The 19797-nt window shown below is 58.2% G+C and carries 15 protein-coding genes; 14 read left to right on the forward strand and 1 reads right to left on the reverse strand.

Annotation, left to right across the window (positions count from 1 at the left end; genetic code table 11):
• Positions 1-2: 2 nt before the first annotated feature.
• From HNR59_RS07870 to HNR59_RS07935, 14 genes are all read left to right on the forward strand, one after another.
• The gene (locus HNR59_RS07870; protein WP_183828274.1) at positions 3-500 is read left to right on the forward strand and encodes a DUF721 domain-containing protein; all 498 of its coding nucleotides are present in this window, start codon (positions 3-5) and stop codon (positions 498-500) included.
• 146 nt (positions 501-646) lie between these two features.
• Positions 647-1327, forward strand: a complete 681-nt coding sequence (locus tag HNR59_RS07875; protein ID WP_183828277.1) for a DsbA family protein — start codon at positions 647-649, stop codon at positions 1325-1327.
• 84 nt (positions 1328-1411) lie between these two features.
• Positions 1412-4870: a chromosome segregation protein SMC gene (gene smc, locus HNR59_RS07880; RefSeq protein ID WP_183828280.1), complete on the forward strand. Its 3459-nt coding sequence runs from the start codon at positions 1412-1414 to the stop codon at positions 4868-4870.
• Positions 4871-5544: 674 nt separating this feature from the next.
• Positions 5545-7506 carry a polysaccharide biosynthesis protein gene (locus tag HNR59_RS07885; RefSeq protein WP_183828283.1) on the forward strand — a complete coding sequence of 654 codons (1962 nt, stop codon included), beginning with the start codon at positions 5545-5547 and terminating at the stop codon, positions 7504-7506.
• 201 nt (positions 7507-7707) lie between these two features.
• On the forward strand, positions 7708-9195 hold the full coding sequence (locus HNR59_RS07890) for a hypothetical protein (protein WP_183828285.1): 1488 nt from the start codon (positions 7708-7710) through the stop codon (positions 9193-9195).
• A gap of 45 nt (positions 9196-9240) precedes the next feature.
• A complete protein-coding gene (locus tag HNR59_RS07895; RefSeq protein WP_281379412.1) occupies positions 9241-10605 on the forward strand; it encodes a nucleotide sugar dehydrogenase in 1365 nt (454 codons plus the stop codon).
• A 2-nt stretch (positions 10606-10607) separates the two neighbouring features.
• A complete protein-coding gene (locus HNR59_RS07900; protein WP_183828288.1) occupies positions 10608-11468 on the forward strand; it encodes a hypothetical protein in 861 nt (286 codons plus the stop codon).
• The gene (locus HNR59_RS07905; RefSeq protein ID WP_183828291.1) at positions 11468-11872 is read left to right on the forward strand and encodes a hypothetical protein; all 405 of its coding nucleotides are present in this window, start codon (positions 11468-11470) and stop codon (positions 11870-11872) included. The genes HNR59_RS07900 and HNR59_RS07905 overlap by 1 nt, the downstream gene beginning before the upstream one ends.
• 77 nt (positions 11873-11949) lie before the next feature.
• On the forward strand, positions 11950-13287 hold the full coding sequence (locus tag HNR59_RS07910; protein ID WP_183828294.1) for an oligosaccharide flippase family protein: 1338 nt from the start codon (positions 11950-11952) through the stop codon (positions 13285-13287).
• Complete coding sequence (locus HNR59_RS07915) at positions 13284-14417, forward strand: glycosyltransferase family 4 protein (RefSeq protein WP_183828297.1); 1134 nt, start codon at positions 13284-13286, stop codon at positions 14415-14417. The genes HNR59_RS07910 and HNR59_RS07915 overlap by 4 nt, the downstream gene beginning before the upstream one ends.
• Positions 14408-15520, forward strand: a complete 1113-nt coding sequence (locus HNR59_RS07920; protein WP_183828300.1) for a glycosyltransferase family 4 protein — start codon at positions 14408-14410, stop codon at positions 15518-15520. Before HNR59_RS07915 ends, HNR59_RS07920 begins: the two co-directional genes overlap by 10 nt.
• 39 nt (positions 15521-15559) lie before the next feature.
• A complete protein-coding gene (gene wecB / locus HNR59_RS07925) occupies positions 15560-16654 on the forward strand; it encodes a non-hydrolyzing UDP-N-acetylglucosamine 2-epimerase (RefSeq protein ID WP_210307229.1) in 1095 nt (364 codons plus the stop codon).
• Positions 16655-16700: 46 nt separating this feature from the next.
• A complete protein-coding gene (locus HNR59_RS07930) occupies positions 16701-17696 on the forward strand; it encodes a Gfo/Idh/MocA family protein (RefSeq protein WP_183828302.1) in 996 nt (331 codons plus the stop codon).
• Complete coding sequence (locus HNR59_RS07935; RefSeq protein ID WP_183828307.1) at positions 17693-18262, forward strand: acyltransferase; 570 nt, start codon at positions 17693-17695, stop codon at positions 18260-18262. Before HNR59_RS07930 ends, HNR59_RS07935 begins: the two co-directional genes overlap by 4 nt.
• A 109-nt stretch (positions 18263-18371) precedes the next feature.
• Here the strand turns inward: HNR59_RS07935 and HNR59_RS07940 are convergent, their stop codons facing one another.
• Positions 18372-19727 carry a DUF2793 domain-containing protein gene (locus HNR59_RS07940; RefSeq protein WP_183828310.1) on the reverse strand — a complete coding sequence of 452 codons (1356 nt, stop codon included), beginning with the start codon at positions 19725-19727 and terminating at the stop codon, positions 18372-18374.
• Positions 19728-19797: the final 70 nt, after the last annotated feature.

Raw genomic sequence — 19797 nt, forward strand, 5'->3', positions numbered from 1 at the left:
ACATGGCAGGGAAACCCTTCCGGGGCAATCCCGTTCCGGTCAGCGATCTGGCTACCGCTATCCTCGATCCCGTGCTGCGTAAGCGCACCGGCATATCGGTGGGGCTCATCCAGTCGTGGGACGAGATCGTGGGCGAGCGGCTGGCAGGAAGCTGCAGGCCTGAGAAAATACAGTGGCCCCGGCGCATGCGCGAGGAAGATCCGTTCGAGCCGGCGGTTCTGATCGTGGCGTGCGAGGGGCTGGCAGCGCTTCATATCCAGCACCAGAGCAGCGAGATCATCGGCCGGGTCAACGCTTTTCTGGGGTTCGCCGCAATCGGCCGCATCAGGATCGTTCAGAAACCCATCGCTGGAGTTGCGCGAAAAGCGCGGCCCGTTCTGCGCGCCTTGTCGCAACAGGAAAAGGCGAAGCTGGCGCATACCGTGGAGGCCATCGAGGATGAAGGACTGAGGGCCTCGCTGGAGCGGCTGGGCGCGACGGTTCTCGGCAGCCAGAAGTGAAGCAGCGCGTTGCGCCATCGCGCTTTCGTGATCGGACAAAACGGACCAGCCGATTGGATTGTTCGCGACAATGCCTTAATTGGCCACAACTCTCGCTTTTATAGCCACTCACAGTGCACAATCGGAAAACAAATCGGGTGATTCGCATGACCTTGTCCCGCAGAACGATCCTGTCCTCTATGGCGGCTGTTCCCGCCGGCCTGCTGCTGGCGGCGTGCAGCGATTCCGGACAGCAGGGGACTGCCAATGCCGCGCCATCGGCTGCCGCACCGCAACCGTCGGGAACGCTGGACATGGCCGAAGTGCTGAAGCCGGGCGCGCTGCCCGACAAGGTGAAAGGCAGCGAGGACGCCAAGGTCACGGTCGTCGAATACGCATCGATGACCTGTTCGCATTGTGCCAGTTTCGCCGTGAACACCTATCCGGAAGTCGAGAAGAAATATGTCGACACCGGTAAGGTTCGTTTCATCCTGCGGGAATTCCCCTTCGATCCGCGCGCCGAAGCAGGCTTCATGCTGGCCCGTTGCTCGGGCGACAACTATTTTGCGATGATCGATGTGCTGTTCAAGCAGCAGATGAACTGGGCAGCGGCCGAAAACGTCAAGGACGCAATGTTCCAGCTCGCCAAGCTCGCCGGTTTTACACAGGAGAGCTTCAACGCCTGCTTGACGGACCAGAATCTTCTCGACCAAGTGAGAGCAGTGCAGAAGCGCGGTGCGGAAGAGTTCAGGATCGACTCCACGCCGAGCTTCATCATTAATGGCAAGGTCTACAAGGGAGCCATGTCGATTGACGAGTTCTCGGCGGTCATCGATCCGCTGCTGTAACGTCTCGGCAGCATCGGGGCGGCGCGCTTTTGGCGTGCCGTGCGCCCTGATGCACGGCCTCTCGCCTGCGGCGGGACGGCGCGGATGAAGTTTTCGCGCCTTCGCCTTCTCGGCTTCAAGTCCTTCGTTGAACCCGGTGAATTCGTCATCGAGCGCGGCCTGACCGGTATCGTCGGGCCGAATGGTTGCGGCAAGTCCAACCTTGTCGAGGCCCTGCGCTGGGTGATGGGCGAAAGCTCCTACAAGAACATGCGCGCATCCGGCATGGATGACGTGATCTTTTCCGGCTCCGGGTCGCGTCCGGCCCGCAACACGGCAGAGGTGACGCTGTTTCTCGACAACAGCGACCGCACCGCACCGCCGGCCTTCAACGATGCCGATGAATTGCAGGTATCACGCCGCATCGAGCGTGAGGCGGGGTCGGTCTATCGCATCAACGGCAAGGACGCGCGCGCCAAGGACGTGCAGCTTCTGTTCGCAGACCAGTCGACCGGCGCGCGGTCGCCCTCGATGGTCGGGCAGGGCCGCATCGGCGAACTCATTCAGGCCAAGCCGCAGGCGCGGCGCGCGCTTCTGGAAGAGGCGGCCGGCATTTCCGGCCTGCACACGCGCCGCCATGAGGCCGAACTGCGGCTGCGGGCGGCGGAGCAGAACCTTGAGCGTCTCGACGATGTGGTCGGCGAACTGGAAGGCCAGATCGAGAGCCTGAAACGACAGGCACGGCAGGCCTCGCGCTTCAAGAGCCTCTCTTCGGACATCCGAAAGGCCGAGGCCACGCTTCTGCATCTGCGCTGGACAGCCGCGAAGACGCAGGAAGGCGAGGCGCGGTCCGCGTTGGCGCAAGCAACCTCGCTGGTCGGCGAGCGCGCGGCAGCACAGGTGGAGGCCGCGAAAGAGCAGGCCATCAGCGCGCACAAGCTGCCGCAGTTGCGCGAGGCGGAAGCCGCGGCAGCGGCCGCTTTCCAGCGACTGTCCATCGCCAATGCGCAGCTTGAGGAAGAAGCAAGGCGTATCCTCTCGCGCCAGTCGGAGCTCGACAGGCGGCTGGAGCAGTTCGATGCCGACATCGCGCGCGAAGAGCGCATGGTGCGCGAGAACGCCGATATTCTGGAGCGGCTGGCCGAAGAGGAAAGTCTTCTTCTTGACGAAAATGCAGGGTCCGACGAGCGCGCGGAATCAACGCGAGCAGCTCTTGAGGCCGCTTCCGAAACGCTGGCAGCCAGCGAAGATGCGCTTTCGCGTCTGACCGCCGAGCGGGCGGAGGCGGCAGCATCCCGCAACCAGCTCGAACGCTCCCTGCGTGAAGCCGGAGAGCGGCGCGAGCGCTTCGCACGCCAGCTCGGCGAGATGGATCACGAATTGTCCGGGATCGCATCGCGTCTGGCGGCACTTGCCGATCCTGCCGAAAAGAAGCTGCTGGTCGAGCAGGCGGAAGCCGCACTTGAAGAAGCGGAAGCTTCCGTCGAGACCTGTGAGCAGGCCGTGGCTGAGGCGCGCGAGGCCGAGGCTGAAGCGCGCGGCCCCTTGCAGGATGCGCGCGCCGAACTGGCCGGCATCGAGACCGAGGCGCGCACGCTGGCAAAGATGCTGAGCGTGGGCGGCAGTGACCTGTTTCCGGCCGTTCTGGAGCAAATCAGTGTCGAGCGCGGCTTCGAGACGGCTTTGGGTGCGGCGCTGGGTGAAGACCTCGATGTGCCGCTCGACCGTGGCGCGCCGGTTCATTGGGGCGATGTTCAGTCTGCGGCAAGCGATCCTGTCCTGCCGCAGGGCGTGCGCAGCTTTGCCTCTGTCGTGCGCGCGCCGCAGCAACTGGCGCGGCGTCTGGCCCAGATCGGCATCGTGGAGGCAGCCGACGGTCCGGCGCTTCAGCTGATGCTTGCGCCCGGCCAGCGGCTGGTGACGCGCGAAGGTGCGCTGTGGCGCTGGGACGGTTTTACGGCCAGCGCCGATGCCCCGACGGCGGCGGCCCTTCGTCTGGCGCAGAAGAACCGGCTGGCCGAGCTTGACGCCGAGGCAATCGAGGCGGCGGCGAAAGTGCGTGCGGCGGAAGAGGTGCTTGCTGCCGCCGAAGCCGCCATCCGAGCCAATGCGGAAATGGAGCGTGTTGCCCGTCAGACGCTGCGCGATACGCAGCATGGGCTCGACAATGCACGCCGGGCGCTGGCTGAAGCGGAACGGGCGGCGGGCGAGATCGCAAGCCGCCGTGATGCTCTGGAAGATGCGCGCCAGCGGCTGATGGAGGAACTGGAGGAAGCCTCCGCCATCCATGCCGATGCTGAAGAGGCGTTGCGTGAAACATCTGACCCGGCGGACCTGCAACTGCGCCTTGAACAGGCCATGGCACGTGTTTCAGCCGACCGCGGCGCCCTTGCGGAAGCGCGTGCCATCCATGATGGCCTGAGCCGGGAGGCGGATGCACGGGCCCGCCGCCTTCAGGCGATCGAAGCCGAGCGCCGCAACTGGCTGATGCGGGCGGAAAACGCCGATGGCCATATAAGGGCACTTCAGGAACGCCGCGCCGAAGCGCTGGAAGAGCGCGAGGGACTGGCGGATGCGCCGGATGAGTTCGATGCGCGCCGACGCTCGCTGCTGTCGCAACTTTCGCAAGCCGAAGCCGGCCACAGCGCGGCTTCGGATGTCTTGCGGGAAGCGGAAAACCGGCAGATCGAGCTGGACAAGGCCGCCACCGCATCCATCCAGCAATTGTCCGAGGCCCGCGAGGCCCGCGCCCGCGCCGAAGAGCGCCTCACGGCTGCTGACGACAGGCGCCAGGAGGTCGAGGCACGCATTCAGGAGGGCCTGAATACGCCACCCCATCTGGTCATCCGTCATACGGGGTTGCAGGCCGATGATCCGATGCCCGACGCCGGCAATGTGGAGCGCACGCTGGAGCGCCTGAAGATCGAGCGTGAGCGGCTCGGCGCGGTCAACCTGCGCGCCGAGGAAGAGCAGCGCGAGCTTTCCGGACGGCTGGAAGTGATCGTGTCGGAGCGCGATGACATCATCGAAGCGATCCGCAAGCTGCGGCAGGCCATCCAGAGCCTCAATCGCGAAGGCCGCGAGCGCCTGCTTGCCGCTTTCGAGGTCGTCAACGGCCACTTCCAACGCCTGTTCACGCATCTGTTCGGTGGCGGAACCGCCGAATTGCAACTGATCGAATCGGATGATCCGTTGGAGGCTGGCCTTGAAATCCTCGCCCGGCCGCCAGGTAAGAAGCCGCAGACCATGACGCTGCTGTCTGGTGGCGAGCAGGCGCTGACGGCCATGTCGCTCATCTTCGCGGTGTTTCTGACCAATCCGGCTCCGATCTGCGTTTTGGACGAGGTCGATGCGCCGCTGGACGATCACAACGTGGAACGCTTCTGCAACCTGATGGACGAAATGGCGGCGAGCACCGAGACGCGCTTCGTCGTCATTACCCACAATCCGATCACCATGGCCCGTATGGACCGCCTTTTCGGCGTCACCATGGCGGAGCAGGGGGTAAGCCAGCTCGTCTCGGTCGATCTTCAGGAAGCGGAAGCTATGCGCGAGGCAAGCTGAGAAGGGCGCAGCCCGTTTTCAGGAGAGACCTGCAAATGCCGCTGTATCAGATGTCAAAGCATGCCGATGGAGTAACGTCGGCAGATGATGCCGATAAAATATGTGATCGCCTGCGATCCACCAGAAGATCAACTATCCGGAAGTCGCGTTGATTTTGAAGCAGCCGTGCGATACTGACAGGCTCGCAAACGGTGTGCAGCTTGCTTCACTTTCTCATGCTCGAATGCTGAAGCGGGTTCTCTCCACGGCTTCCGTCGAACTGCCGCGCAGCAGGCGATACTTGCTCCGCCCCTTGGTCGCAGCGTTTCGCGCGAACTGGATGAGAGGAATTATAAAAGCAATCTGAGGTGGTGCAGCACGAGCGCGCCCTTTTCGCCTTCAGTGGTGTCTGGCACATCGCAGCCTTGGGCAAACGGTACAGATGCACTTCGGCTCGCGCCGGTGACCTTGAAGGTAAGCAGGTAAGAGGGATGCGCAGGCGTTACGCCCTGAAGATCGGGAAAAGCGAAGTTTGATTTTGCATCTGTCCTCGCGCTCCCGGCTGGGGTCATCTTGCTCAAATCGGTCCGCACAACCCAGGTTCAGGGTTCACGGTAGCAGATAATAGCGGTATTTTTTGACTCTAATGCTATTTTGTCTTTCAACTACTGGGTGTTGCTTGTAGATGGCGAATTATGGCCTCTCTTTTTAATATTCGCCCAAAGCTTATCGGTTTGCCGCGACGGCAGAAACAACTTCTCGCGTTGTTTGCCGACGTAATTATGTCACTTGTCGCGATGTGGCTGGCGTTTTCGCTCAGGTTTGATGTGGATCACGCCCCAAAGGGAGCCGAATGGATTCCTTACGGACTGGCGACATTTCTTTTCATTCCGTTTTTTATCAGGCTGGGGCTTTATCGCGCGATCTTTCGATATTCGGGCGTGTCAAGTCTGGTCTCCGTAGGTAGCGCCATCATCCTCTATGGTGTCGTTCTCAGCCTTGTACTTTTCATAGCCAAGTTTCCCGGAGTGCCGCGGTCCATCGGCATTTTGCAGCCGATTCTGTTTTTCACGCTTGTTTTCGGCAGTCGTGTGGTGGTTGCGCAGCTTCTCATTCGATCGACGCCAGGCGAGGCTGTCGTCAGGAATGTGCTGATTTATGGTGCCGGGCAGGCAGGGGCGCAGGCCTGCGACGCTTTGGTCATGACACCTGAATATCGGGTGAGAGGTTTTTTCGACGACGACCCGTCAAAACATGACCGGCGCGTGATGGGCTATCGGGTGTTTGATCCCAGGCACGCTGCGGAGGTCATAGATCGTTTCGGCATCAGCGATATCCTCATTGCGGTTCCGAGTGCCGGGGTGGAAAGGCGTCGTCAGATCGTTGACTCTCTGGCTGATCTTCAGGTGCGCGTCCGCACAATTCCGGGCATCCTCGATCTGGCCCGTGGTACCGCGCAAATCGATGAGATTCAGGAGCTTCAGATCATCGATCTCTTGGACAGGGCGCCAATTGTTACATCGCACGACAGGTCGGCTTTCATTGGCAAGACAGTCATGGTCACCGGAGCCGGCGGGTCGATCGGCAGCGAACTGAGCCGTCAGCTTCTGTCCTTGGGGCCAGCTAAGCTCATCCTGTTCGATCACAATGAATTCAGCCTCTATACGATCGACGACGAACTGCGCAGGCTTGCACCGCAACTGAAGGTGCCGACCGAGATCATACCCTGCCTCGGCTCGATCAGGGATGTTGTCCGGATCAGGACGGTGATGGACAGTTTCAGGCCCCAACTGGTTTATCATGCAGCTGCCTACAAGCATGTGCCGTTGGTGGAATCGAACCCGTTGGAAGGTGCCACCAATAACATTCTGGGCACTGCGATAGTCGCCAGTCAGGCGGAAGCGTCCGGTGTGGAGCGTTTTACCCTGATCTCAACGGACAAAGCTGTGCGTCCGACAAACTTCATGGGCGCCAGCAAGCGACTTGCCGAGCAGATCGTTCAGGGCCTGGCAGCAAAGCCCGGACAGAAAACCGTGTATTCCATGGTCCGCTTCGGCAATGTGCTTGGCAGCAGCGGTTCGGTCGTTCCGCTTTTCAGGCGCCAGATCGCAGCCGGAGGTCCGATCACCGTGACTGATCCCGAAGTTATTCGTTACTTCATGACCATTCCGGAAGCAGTCGGCCTGGTCTTGCACTCGTCGCAGATGGCTGAGGGCGGTGAGGTGTTCGTTCTCGACATGGGCGAGCCGGTCAAGATCATGGATCTTGCACGGAAGATGATTCGTTTGTCCGGCCATGTCGAGCGCACGCCCGATAATCTCGATGGCGATATCGAGATCAAAATTGTTGGCTTGCGGCCGGGTGAGAAGCTTTATGAAGAACTCCTAATCGGTGACAATCCCCAACCCACATCCAATTCGCATATCATGATGGCACGCGAGGGATTTGTGCCTCCTGAGGATTTGGCTGCAGAACTGGAGATCATCCGAAAGGCCGTGGAGCAACAGGACATCAGCTTGCTGACCGGCGTTCTGATGCGCACGGTGGCTGGTTTCCAGTGCGGCACAGAAGCTGGGGAATCCGCAGCCGGCGACTGGTGTCAGGACCCTTTTCTGAGCGGCGCGCAGCGTCTGAAGCAGAGGGATGGCTTATTCTGACCATTGCGCCAGCTTGTGCTGCGTTCATTCTATCGTCTTAGACGCGGCCCAAACGATAAATGTGCAGTCTTGCAAAGAATCGGGGCTTGGGTCTGAGCCTCTGGAGGAAAGATTTCGCCAGGTTGTTGACTCGCTTCCCCACGCCGGAACACGGTCTCAGACCAAAACGTCGTTGAATTTGTTTGGCGAAGCCGGTGGGAATTGTATAAGGCACTTCTTATTCCCGAAGCTAACAGCCCGAAATCATTTGAGGTGAAAATGTCGGAAAATGCGGACCAAGAGAGCGGTGTTTCCCTTTCAGACATATTCTGGCGGCTGTGGAAATGGCGCGGACTGGTCGTCTTTATTCCTCTGTTGCTTGTTGGCGTTGCGGTGCTTGCCATCGTTTTTTCGGCGCTTGGACAAAGCCGACAAGTGATTTATCTCGTGTCGCTGCGAAACATCGAAAACCAGCGTTATCCAAATGGTTCAGAATTTTCGCCCCGCGATCTTCTCGTCCCCGAGGTGCTGACCGAGATCCGGCGATTGTACGATATTCCGGCCGACATCAACCTGAATGACGCAATTTCCGTGGCTTATGATTCGCCGATTTCAAGCGGAATCGCCAAATCCTATCAGGACAGGCTTTCGGCACGTAATCTCTCGCAGGCTGAGATACAGGCCCTCAATCAAAGCTATCTTGAAGAGTTGCGTACCTCCATGCGTTCGGCTCTCAGGATTACGGTGGACTACCCACTGCTGGGGCTCGACAGTGAACGGGGCCTTGCGCTCGCCGCGGATGTGTCCCGCCTCTGGAGTCTTGTCTACACCACGAAATATCGCATTTTCACCGACCGTGGCCTTGCGGACCTTGCCGTTACACGGACCGAGGAGGACTTGGAGACAACGGCGAGCATCCTCATTGCCAACAATCGCGTCTCGGCGATGGTCGAGGGTGTGAACAAGTTTCTGGAAGACAATCGTCTTTCCATGCTCAGGGTCGCGAACGGCGTTTCTCCGGCAGACCTTCTCATTGAGCTGAGGAATTTCCAGGCGATATATTTCAATGTGTTGAAAGCACGGGCATTCCAGTCTGGAGACACCGCGGCACAAGCCTATATGAACCGATTGCGCCTCGATATCGCGGAAAAAAATCGCCAGATCGAGGCGTCCGACGCTGCTCTCAAGGGGCTCGGTGATTATCAGCGTAGCGGCCGATCGGAGCAGGTCTCCCAGGCCCCGGTTATGCAGACGGAGCAAGCAAGCACCATTCAGATCGGCGATTCTGCATTTTCCAGCATCGTGGAACTTGCGGAGCGTGGCTCCTATGCCGGCCTTGTAAAGCAGGTTCTTGATGAGCGGCGAGGGTTGATGAACGAACTCGCTGCGCTGGAGAAGGAGCGCGAGAGCGCTACCATCGGTGGCAATGAAATTACGATCACTACAAACTTCGTTGGAGATGCGGCGGCTGCTCTTAACACATTGACGTCGCAATATTCTCAGATGTTGCGGCTTGCTGAGGATCAACTCCGTACACGCGGCGGCGAACTGTTTGAGCCGCTTCTTGGCCCGCGTCTTGGTGACAGCCCGTTGATCTCTCTAAGAAGCCTGATGATCGTCGCAGCCGCCGGACTGGCAGGGCTTCTGTTGAGTGTCACGGGAGTGTTGATAGCGGGAAGTATAAGACGTCCACCGCCATCAAATGCATAAAAATCTGAACAGCTAGGCGACCTGTATTCCCTTAGGAGAAATTCATTGCTTCTCGAAAAGATTGCATCAAAAAAATCGGTTATCGGCATACTCGGTCTCGGTTATGTTGGCATCCCGCTTGCGTTGCGCTTCAGCGAGGCTGGCTTCAGGGTTCTTGGCTTCGATATCGATGGAGACAGGGTTTCTAATCTCAATTCCGGTCGAAGCCCGATAAAGCATATTCCCGGTGCCGAGATCGCCTCGATGGTGGCGGGGGATTCTCCGCTCCGGTCGAAGCCCGATAAAGCATATTCCCGGTGCCGAGATCGCCTCGATGGTGGCGGGGGATTCTCCGCGACCGCTGATTTCGCGCGCATTCCGGAAGTCGACGCCATCATTATCTGCGTTCCCACACCGCTCAGCCGCCATCGTGAACCGGATTTGTCCTTCATCACCAGCACAATGGAGACGATTGCGCCGTATCTGCGTTCCGGCCAGATACTGTCGCTGGAAAGCACGACGTGGCCGGGGACGACCGAGGAGGTGTTGCGCCCCTTCGTCGATAAGCGGGGCCTGACGATTGGCGAGGACTTCTTTCTCGTCTATTCGCCCGAGCGCGAGGACCCCGGCAACCCGAACTTCACCACCCGCACTATTCCCAAGGTGGTGGGTGGGGCGACGCCTGCCTGCCGCTCCGCCGGTGAGGCGCTCTACGGAGTTGTCATCGATCGCGTGGTGCCGGTTTCTTCAACGCAGGCAGCCGAACTGACCAAGCTCCTGGAAAACATCCACCGCTCGGTGAATATCGGTCTGGTAAACGAGATGAAGATCATCGCTGATCGCATGGGCATCGACATCTACGAGGTGATCGATGCGGCCGCCACCAAGCCATTTGGGTTCACGCCCTATTATCCGGGCCCGGGCCTGGGCGGCCACTGCATCCCGATTGATCCGTTCTATCTGACATGGAAAGCACGCGAATACGGGCTCTCCACCCATTTTATTGAGCTGGCAGGCGAAATTAACCGTGATATGCCGGAATGGGTGGTGACCAAGATAACTGATGCGTTGAACGAGCGGCAGAAATCGCTCAAGGGCAGCCGTGTTCTTGCTCTCGGAATTGCGTACAAGCGCGACGTGGACGACATGCGCGAGTCGCCTTCGGTTCTGGTTATGGAGATCCTGCGTGATCGCGGTGCACTGGTCGACTATTCCGATCCGAACGTGCCAGTCTTTCCGAAGATGCGCGAGCACAAATTCGATCTGAAGTCGGTGGATCTCACACCGGAGTCGGTGGAAGCATATGATTGCGTAGTCCTGCTGACGGATCATTCGGATTTCGACTATGGGATGATCGCCCAGCATGCGAAGTTGATGGTCGATACGAGAGGCAAGTATCGCGAGGCGAAAGAAAACGTGGTGAAGGCGTAGATATGATTGCAGACTCTCCTGCGCGGGGTCTTGCTCTTCTGTATATTTCGGCGATTATATTTGGGTTGACGTATCTTACCGTGACTGGTGACAATACGTTGCTTCGGCCAGCCCATATAGCGTTCGCTCTGTGCATCGTGCTTCTCACGAGAGCCCATGGTTTTGTGCCGCGGGCTCTTATGCCGATAGCTTTCTCATGGAAGGGGACGGCAGTTGCATTTTTCTTGATATATGCTCTCGTGATGGCTCTAATTCACTGGGACCGTGAAATTTCAGCATCCTTTGTCCGAAATTTCTTTGACCGTCTTTTGCCCGGAATTTTGCTCGGTTACGTTGCCTTCGGGCGCTACGGTCTCGAATCCGGGTGGCTGTATAGGAGGAGGAAGTTTATTGATTTTACTGGTTTGATGTCTTTTTCTGCAGTATTATATTATGCAGTATATAATATATATCCTTTGATGCGAACTGATGTTTTCTTGATTAATGTTTCTGAGGATGAGGTTTCTTATCAGCTATATGGGGTGTATCTCGTTATTGGGGTAATAGTTTTTTTGAGAATTTTAGAGTTTTACTGGTCTAAATCGATTATCAAGACGTTTTTTTTAACGATGGTGGCATGCTTTGCTTCTATTGTTGGATTTTTGTTGGCGCAAGCGCTGGGCTCAAATTCGGCGGCCGTTCTGATACTTCTGATCAATACGACCGCCCTTGGCTACCAGAGTTGGTATTCTCTTCGGACTTGGGATGCAGAAGGTTTGCTTCGGTTTGCCATTATAGTCGCTGCGACGGCAGGCTCATATTTCTGGATGATTAATCTGATTTCTGGTATGCCTCCTATTCGATTGTTTGGATTTGCGACCTGATGGACGCTGTAAATTCCATCGGCGGTAGCAGCATTCAGTCTCGCGTTGAGATTTGGCTGGATAGAGGCCTTGAGCAGCTTTCGGTAAACCCTGTTTTTGGCGATCTGGCTGCCGATGTCGTAACCGGATCACCCGGTTACTATCTGCACTCGGTTTTTTCAGTGCAAACACATCTCGGAATCATTGGAAGCTTGTTGTTCTTTCCAGCTTTTGCGGGACTTGTATGGTCCGTTTACTCGCTGGGAGTCAGTCGAACTCTTAAATCAATCACTTTACCGTTGTTGATTGTCGCCGTGCTGGCATCATTTTGGACATGGATGCCGCTGTGGTTTTTGATTGGAGCTATGTGGGGTCAGGTATTTAATTTCCAAAATACCATAAAAGATAATGTTCATATGAAATAATTACTGCTCCGATATTATCCATAGGGGTCTGTATGATTGTTATATTTTTGAAAGGCGGCGGATTTGGATTGTCTTAGATGATATTCTCTTTTCGACATATGGGCATAGGAGGAAATTTTTCCCCGTTCTTACGCAATATTGCGAAGCTTGTTGGCGGTACTGTCGTGGGGCAGTTGGTCACACTGGCGGCGTTGCCGGTTTTGACCCGCATCTACTCCCCGGCGGAGTACGGATTTGCCGGTCTTTTCGCCGCTGTGGTTGTGTGTATTACCGCCGTATCGACATTGCGCTATGATTTTGCAATTCCCATTCCTTCGCGGGAGCGTGTCGCCCGGCAAATTACCGCTGTGGCGTTGATCTCCGCATTAGCGGTAATAGTGGTAGTCGGGGCAGGGGCGCTGGCCCTATCTTTCAGGTTCAGCTTGCCTGCTGGTCTGTATGCTTGGCAGTTTATCGGGCTTCTGCTTCTGGCTGTGGCCACCATCAGCTTCTTCAACATTGGGCGGGGCTGGGCTACGCGAAAAAAGGAGTTCGGCCAACTCGCGTTGACGCGGGTACAGCAAGGGGTGGCTGGAACAAGTGTTCAGATTGTGTTGGGAATGGTTGGCTTTGGTTCGGCAGGGCTGATAATCGGCCAGATCGTTGGACAGTCTGCTGGTGCAATGCGGCTTTGGCGTCTCGTGCCGAGGCCGCTTTCGGAAGGGGCGATTTGGGCGGCGCGCCGTTTTCGGAATTTTCCAATTTACGATAGTTGGTCAGGATTGCTTAATGTTGCCGGTACGCAGGCTCCGGTCATGCTTTTTGCCGCTTTCTTTTCTCCCATGCTGGTCGGATATTATGCCTTCGCTACGCGTCTTGTGGCCGCTCCTATATCGTTGATCGGTCAAGCGGCCGCGAGAGTATTTCTGCCGCATATTATAGAAGCAAATCGCTCCGGTTCCGGTGCCGCCGCCGTGCTGAAATTGACCTCAGCGCTGGCCTATATTGGCTTTCCTGCCTTCACTCTTCTTGCTGCGCTTTCGTCTCCTCTGGTTCGAATATTATTCGGGGAGGCGTGGGTTCCGGCGAGTATGATCATATCATGGACCGCTTTGTGGGCCGGCTGGCAACTGGTCGCCTCGCCTCTGTCGGTTACGCTGATCGGTTTAGAGGCGCAGAAAACGAACACCTTGCTTCAGGCAACTCTTTTCACCTTGCGATGCCTTGCAATTCTCGTTGGGTATTGGCAAGGGTCTGAAAAAATGGCGATAGTGCTGTTTTCATTTGCCAGCATTCTTGTTTATTTTGCTTTCATTCTCGCTGTGGGCAGGCTTGTGGGGATCGGAACCTTTCGTATGATCCGGCCTCTCTTTGTCCCTCTGTTTCTCTCAGCAGTTCTCTACGGAAGTCTGCAAGTCTTATGGCCGTATCCATGAAATCCCTTCACATAGCTACGCTGCATAAGCGCAACGATACGCGTATTTTGCTCAAGGAATGCGCCAGTCTTTCGGAAGCAGGGTACGATGTTGCGTTTGTCGTCGGGGACGGGCAAGGCGATGAGAATTCCGGCAAAGTGAGGGTTGTCGATGTTGGTAGCGCCGAAGGGCGGTTCGCCAGTCGGCTCGTGCCTATGTGGCGCGCTATGCGCCGGGTTCGGGAGGAAATGCCCGATGTGATTCATTTCCACGACGGAATGTTCCTCCCGCTGGCGATTTTCCTGGCGCTGACAGGCTGGCGGGTGGTCTATGATGTTCATGAAGATTATCGACAGCAGGTAATGAATACTCGCTTTTCATTGCTCTTTCGACGCGCTGCTAGCTTGGGTTATTCCGTGCTCGAATGGATCGGAAGCCGCGTCTTTACGCGCATCGTTGCAGCCACTCCCCATATCGCCAGCCGTTTCCCCGAGCATAAGACTGTTCTGATCCAGAATTTCCCCATGTTGGATGAACTGTCGGCTTTGCATCCTGTCTCCCATGCCGAGCGACCGGAACAGTTTGCCTTTATTGGCGGGATTACTGGCCACCGAGGCATTCGGCAGATGATAGATGCCATGGAAAGGCTTCACCGCGAGGGGGCTATGCTCGAACTCGCTGGTGCCTTTGGTTCCAAATCCTTACAGGACGAGATGAAGGAGCGGCCTGGCTGGAAGTATGTCCGTTTTCGAAATTGGTTACCGAGGAGTGGTGTTGCAGATGTGTTCGAGCGATCCCGCGCGGGGCTCGTGCTATTTCACCCCGGTCCCAACCACGATTTGGCTCAGCCTAACAAATTGTTCGAGTATATGTCGGCCAGCCTCCCCGTTATTGCGTCAGATTTTCCACTATGGCGGCAGATCGTGGAGGGAGCAGGTTGCGGGTTGCTTGTCGACCCACTTGATGTTGACGCGGTTACCGAGGCGATGCGTTGGATTCTTGATTATCCGGAGCAGGCCGAACAGATGGGGCAGCGCGGGCGGCAAGCTGTCACCGTGACTTACAATTGGGAGCGTGAGGCAGAAAAGCTCGTCGAATGTTATCGAGCTCTCCAAAAAACAGAGTGGGAGAGCACCGAAAAATGCGCTTAGCACACCTCACTTCTGCGCATCCTCGCTACGACACCCGCATCTTCCTGAAAATGTGCCGCAGCCTTGCGACTAATGGTCATGATGTGACGTTGATCGTGGCTGACGGCAAAGGCGAAGAACAAAAGGAAGGCGTTCGTATTCTCGATGTCGGTAAGCCTGGCGGAAGGCTTGATCGTATGACACGCGCGACAAGCCGGGTTTTGAAGGCTGCGCTTGAGCTTGATGCCGACCTCTACCATCTTCACGATCCGGAATTGCTTCCTGTGGGCCTAAAGCTGAAACGACGAGGCAAGCGGGTAATCTTCGATGCGCATGAGGATGTGCCAAAGCAGATCCTATCTAAGGCTTATCTTCATCCGTTCGTGCGGAAACCGATCTCGATGGCCATAGCGGGATTCGAAAGGTTTGCCTGTAGCAGGCTGAACCATGTCGTGGCGGCGACGCCCGTTATTCGCGATAAGTTCCTGGCTCTCGACATTAGATCGACTGACATCAACAATTTCCCGATGCTCGGCGAACTGGACGGCGCCGTGCGATGGGAGCAGAAGGCACGGGAGGTTTGTTATGTCGGCGGCGTCTTTGCCACACGCGGTATTGTGGAGATGGTCTCGTCGATGGAGATATCGCGAACCGGTGCGCGGCTCGAACTTGGAGGCCTCTTTATCGAGAAGGATACTCACGAAAAAGTCAAGGCAATGCCCGGTTGGGTGCAAGTGGATGAACTCGGCTTTCTGGATCGCTCGCGAGTGCGCGATGTCTTGTCTCGCTCCATGGCCGGACTTGTAACCCTTCACCCCACTCCTGCCTACCTCGATTCCCTGCCTGTGAAAATGTTTGAGTACATGTCTGCAGGTCTTCCACTGATCGCATCCGATTTTCCGCTATGGCGAGAGATCGTGGAAGGCAACAATTGCGGCATCTGCGTTGATCCACTCGACCCGGCGGCGATCGCTGAAGCTATTGACAGGCTGGTAGAAAATCCCGATCTGGCGCGGCGGATGGGAGAGAACGGTCAGAGGGCAGTGCATGAGCGCTACAATTGGGCGATCGAGGAAAAAAAGCTTCTCGCGCTTTATGATACTGTCTTGTTGCCCAAGGCATAACGCCCTCGGCTTAAGGCAATAAGAGGAACGCATGGAATAATGAAGACCATTGCCACGATCGTCGGCGCCAGGCCGCAATTCATCAAGGTCGCACCGGTGAGCAAGGCTCTGGCCGCTACCGGTTTGGTCAGGGAAGTGCTCATCCACACCGGCCAGCATCACGATGCGGATATGTCGGATATCTTCTTCGAAGAACTCGGCATCGCCGCGCCCGACCATCACCTCGACGTGCATGGCGGTGGGCATGGCGCCATGACCGGGGCGATGATGCAGAAGCTGGAGCCGGTGCTGCAGGAATTGCGGCCTGACCGGGTTCTGGTCTACGGCGACACCAACTCGACGCTGGCGGGGGCTCTTGTTGCGGCCAAGCTGCATATTCCGGTTGCTCATGTCGAGGCCGGCTTGCGCTCCTTCAACCGTGCTATGCCGGAGGAAATCAACCGTATCGTCGCAGATCAGCTGTCCGACATCCTGTTTGCCTCGACACGGGCGGCGGTTGAAAACCTGCGGGGCGAGGGGGTTGCCGCCGAACGTGTTTTCCCGGTCGGAGACGTCATGTACGACGCGGCGATGCAGTTCGCGGCCATCGCCGCACAGCGTGGAGAACTCCTCTCCCGGCTGGGGGTAGAACCGAACCGCTATGTGCTGGCCACGATTCATCGCGCGGAGAACACCGACGATCCGGCCAGGCTGGCCAATATCGTTTCCGCGCTCGAAACGGTTGCGGCAACGCTGCCGGTCGTGCTGCCGCTGCACCCACGCACGCAGACACGGATGAAAGCTGCCGGTCTTGCCTTCGAAAAAGTTCAGACCGTGCCGCCTGTCGGTTATCTCGACATGGTTGCGCTTGAATCGCAGGCTGCGCTGATCGCTACCGATTCCGGCGGCGTCCAGAAGGAGGCATTCTTCTACCATGTGCCTTGCGTGACCCTGCGCGATGAGACCGAATGGGTGGAATTGATCGAGCTTGGCTGGAACAGGCTGGTATCGCCCGCCAGAGGCGATGTTGCGCAGATCATCAGGGCGGCTTTGGGTACGCGCGGTGTCGATGCGCAACCCTATGGGAATGGCAAGGCAGCCGAGACAATCGCTGAGATACTGACGCGCAGCACCGCGCGCGCGGAGCCGGCGTGATCTGCCACTACCGCCATGAAAGCACACGCATAATGAAGGTATTGAAATGACGTCGATCGCACATGTCGGGCACGGCTACTGGGGCCGCAACCTTGCGCGCAATTTCCACGAACTTGGCCATCTCGCGGTTGTCGTGGACCCGGATCCGAAGGCAGCTGAAGCGGCGGCAGCGAGCTACGGGGTTCGTGCCGCCACTTTTGAGGAGGTCCTGTCGGACGCCGGTGTAGACGGTGTCTCCATCGCCTCCCCGGCGGGGTTGCACTACCGGCAGGCGAAGGCCGCGCTTGAAGCAGGCAAGCATGTCTATGTGGAAAAGCCGCTGGCGCTCGATGTCGCTGAGGCGGCGGAGCTTTGCGCGCTGGCGGAGGCGCGAGGGCTGACGCTGATGGTAGGTCATCTGCTGCAATACCATCCGGTCTATCTGAAGTTGCGTGCGATGGTGGAGGCCGGTGAACTGGGGCGTCTGCTCCATGTCTATTCCAACCGCCTGTCGCTCGGAAAATTCCGGACCGAGGAAAATGTGCTGTGGTCGTTCGCTCCCCACGACATTTCGATGATTCTCGGGCTCGTCGGTGAAGAGCCGGTCACGGTTTCGGCGCAGGGCAATGTCGCCTTCACGCCGGGGGTCGCCGATCTGGTGTCGGTGCAGATGCGCTTTCCCGGTGGCGCGGCGGCGCACGTCCTTGCCTCGTGGATGCATCCGTTCAAGGAGCAGCGTCTGGTCGTGATCGGCGACAAGGGGATGGCGGTTTTCGAAGACAGCCAGCCCGACTGGGATGACAAGCTCATCATTTATCGTCACATCGTCGATGTGGCGGGACCTGTTCCCGCTCCCGCCAAGGCAGACGGGGAGCGCGTCGCGGTTGAGAAGCAAGAGCCCCTTAAGCAGGAGTGCAGGCATTTCATCCAGTCCATAAAGGCCGGCACGGCTCCACGGACTGACGGGCGCGAGGGGCTTGCCGTGCTTCGTGTGCTTGACCGGGCGGAGAAATCTCTGGCCACTAATCTGATTGAATCTGCCCCGTTGGGAGAAAATGCATGAGTTCAGCGCAGCCCTTCGTCCACGAAAGTGCTTATGTCGATGACGGTGTCGAAATTGGCGAAGGCACCAAGGTCTGGCATTTCAGCCATATCCTGCCGCGAACCCGGATCGGCAGGAATGTCTCGGTCGGTCAGAACGTGGTGGCAGGACCGGATGTTACGGTTGGCGACAACTGCAAGATCCAGAACAACGTCTCGCTCTACAAGGGCGTGGAACTTGAAAATGGCGTGTTCTGCGGCCCATCCTGCGTGTTCACCAACGTGCTCAACCCGCGCGCGGAAATCGAGCGCAAGGACGAGTTCCGGCCGACGCATGTTCGCCGGGGCGCGACCATCGGGGCCAATGCAACGATCGTGTGCGGTCACGAGCTCGGCGAATACTGCATGATCGGTGCCGGCGCGGTAGTGACGAAGGACGTTCCTGCCTATGCGCTGATGGTGGGCGTGCCGGCGCGCCGTATCGGCTGGGTGTCCCGGGCCGGAGAGATCCTTGATGAGACCCTCACCTGCCCGCGCACCGGCGAGCGGTACGCGGAGGAGGGCGGCATTCTGAGGCCCATCGGCTGATCTGGAGTATCGTTGCCTCTGGATGGATCAGCCGGCGCTGCATAGGCGGGCTGAAACAAAAAGCCATTCGGCGTTCCCGTGAACGCATGAATGGCGCTGCCCTGTGCTGTCACGGCATCCATCTGTTGATGCCGGAGATGACGCCGGCGTCGGGATCGACACGTGTGATGCCGGCCATGAGCGCGGGGCACGCGATGAGATAACGGTCGCCGGAGACCTGCGCACTGACGTTCAGTGGCGTTGGATTGTAGCCATCGTAGCTGCGCGGGTCCTGCCTGTCCTCACATGCCATAGAGACCCATCCGTCGGCGGGGTCGATGACGACGTGGTTACTGATCCTGACGCCGTCCCGCACGAGCGTCTGGCCGGCGCTGCGACGCCAGAACAGGATCGGCCGATCCAGCGCACGCAGGTAGCAGTGAAACGTCATCGCGGGAGCGCGCGGACCGAATGTGAGGAACAGGCTGAAATGATAGGGAACCCCGCCCACCGTCACAGGGGAGGCCGTTCCCGGACCATGCGTCACGGTGGCGATCCGGAACTCGATGCCGTAGCGGCGATTGCTTGCGGCGCGGATCTTGTCGATAAGGTCTTTGGCATGTCCGGTCAGCGCCCCTGCGGAGCCGCCATAGTCGTTGTTGTTGGTGATGAACTTGCCTGAATCCGCCGCGGTTGCGCCGTTCGTCAGCGACAAGTATGGCGGGAACACGAAGCTGCCAACACCGACCTCCTTCGATGCGTTGCCGGCGAAGCGACCGCTGTCGGGCAGGAGGCTTACGGCAAAATCGGTGAGCATGTTGGTGCGCGGAAGATCGACCCTGCCGCTCGCACGGTCGATGCGCAGGGCCTCCGTCCAGGCAGCGCCGTCCGCACTGACCTTGAACGACAGGTCATCGCTGCCGGCGAGACCGATCTCGGCACGACCAGACCAGTTCGATTGCATCAGCAGCGAGAGGGCGTGCTGCGGCCCCTGTTTGTTCATGATGTAACGGAGGTCGCCGCTGCCGCCTTCGTCTGTGGCGCGCGCTGCCCAAAGCGCGTTGTTGACCTTTGCGGCGAAGGGGTTGGTTGCGTCTGCCGCGGTGCCGACACCCAGAAGCGCGAGATTCTGGAGGGCGCCGAGCGTTGATGCCGCGCTGTCCCATGCGGTGCCGGTCCAGCAGAGCAACGCTCTTTCATCGGCCACGAAGCACAACCAGCCGGATTGCGGCAGAAAAAACGCCCATCCGTCATCCTGCCATGCCGTAATGCAGCCTTCGCGACCTTCCCACGGGCCGACCGCTCCCGGAGCGACGATGTAACGATCACCATCCTGCGGGCTCGACGGCGGTGTGATGAGATCCCGGTCGATGACGCAGAGTTGGACGATTGCATCCAGCATTCGCAACGCCTCATTGTGCGTCACATGCTTCTGCGCCTGCGAGGGCATGATATAGGGGAGGGTAAGGTTGGCCGTGTTTTCCATGGTTTGCGCCTTGCGTGATGAATGCCTGGCGCGAGTGTAAGCGGTTGGTGCAGGGTGTGGATGAATACAG

The sequence above is a fragment of the Aquamicrobium lusatiense genome, assembly GCF_014201615.1.
Lineage (GTDB): Bacteria > Pseudomonadota > Alphaproteobacteria > Rhizobiales > Rhizobiaceae > Mesorhizobium > Mesorhizobium lusatiense.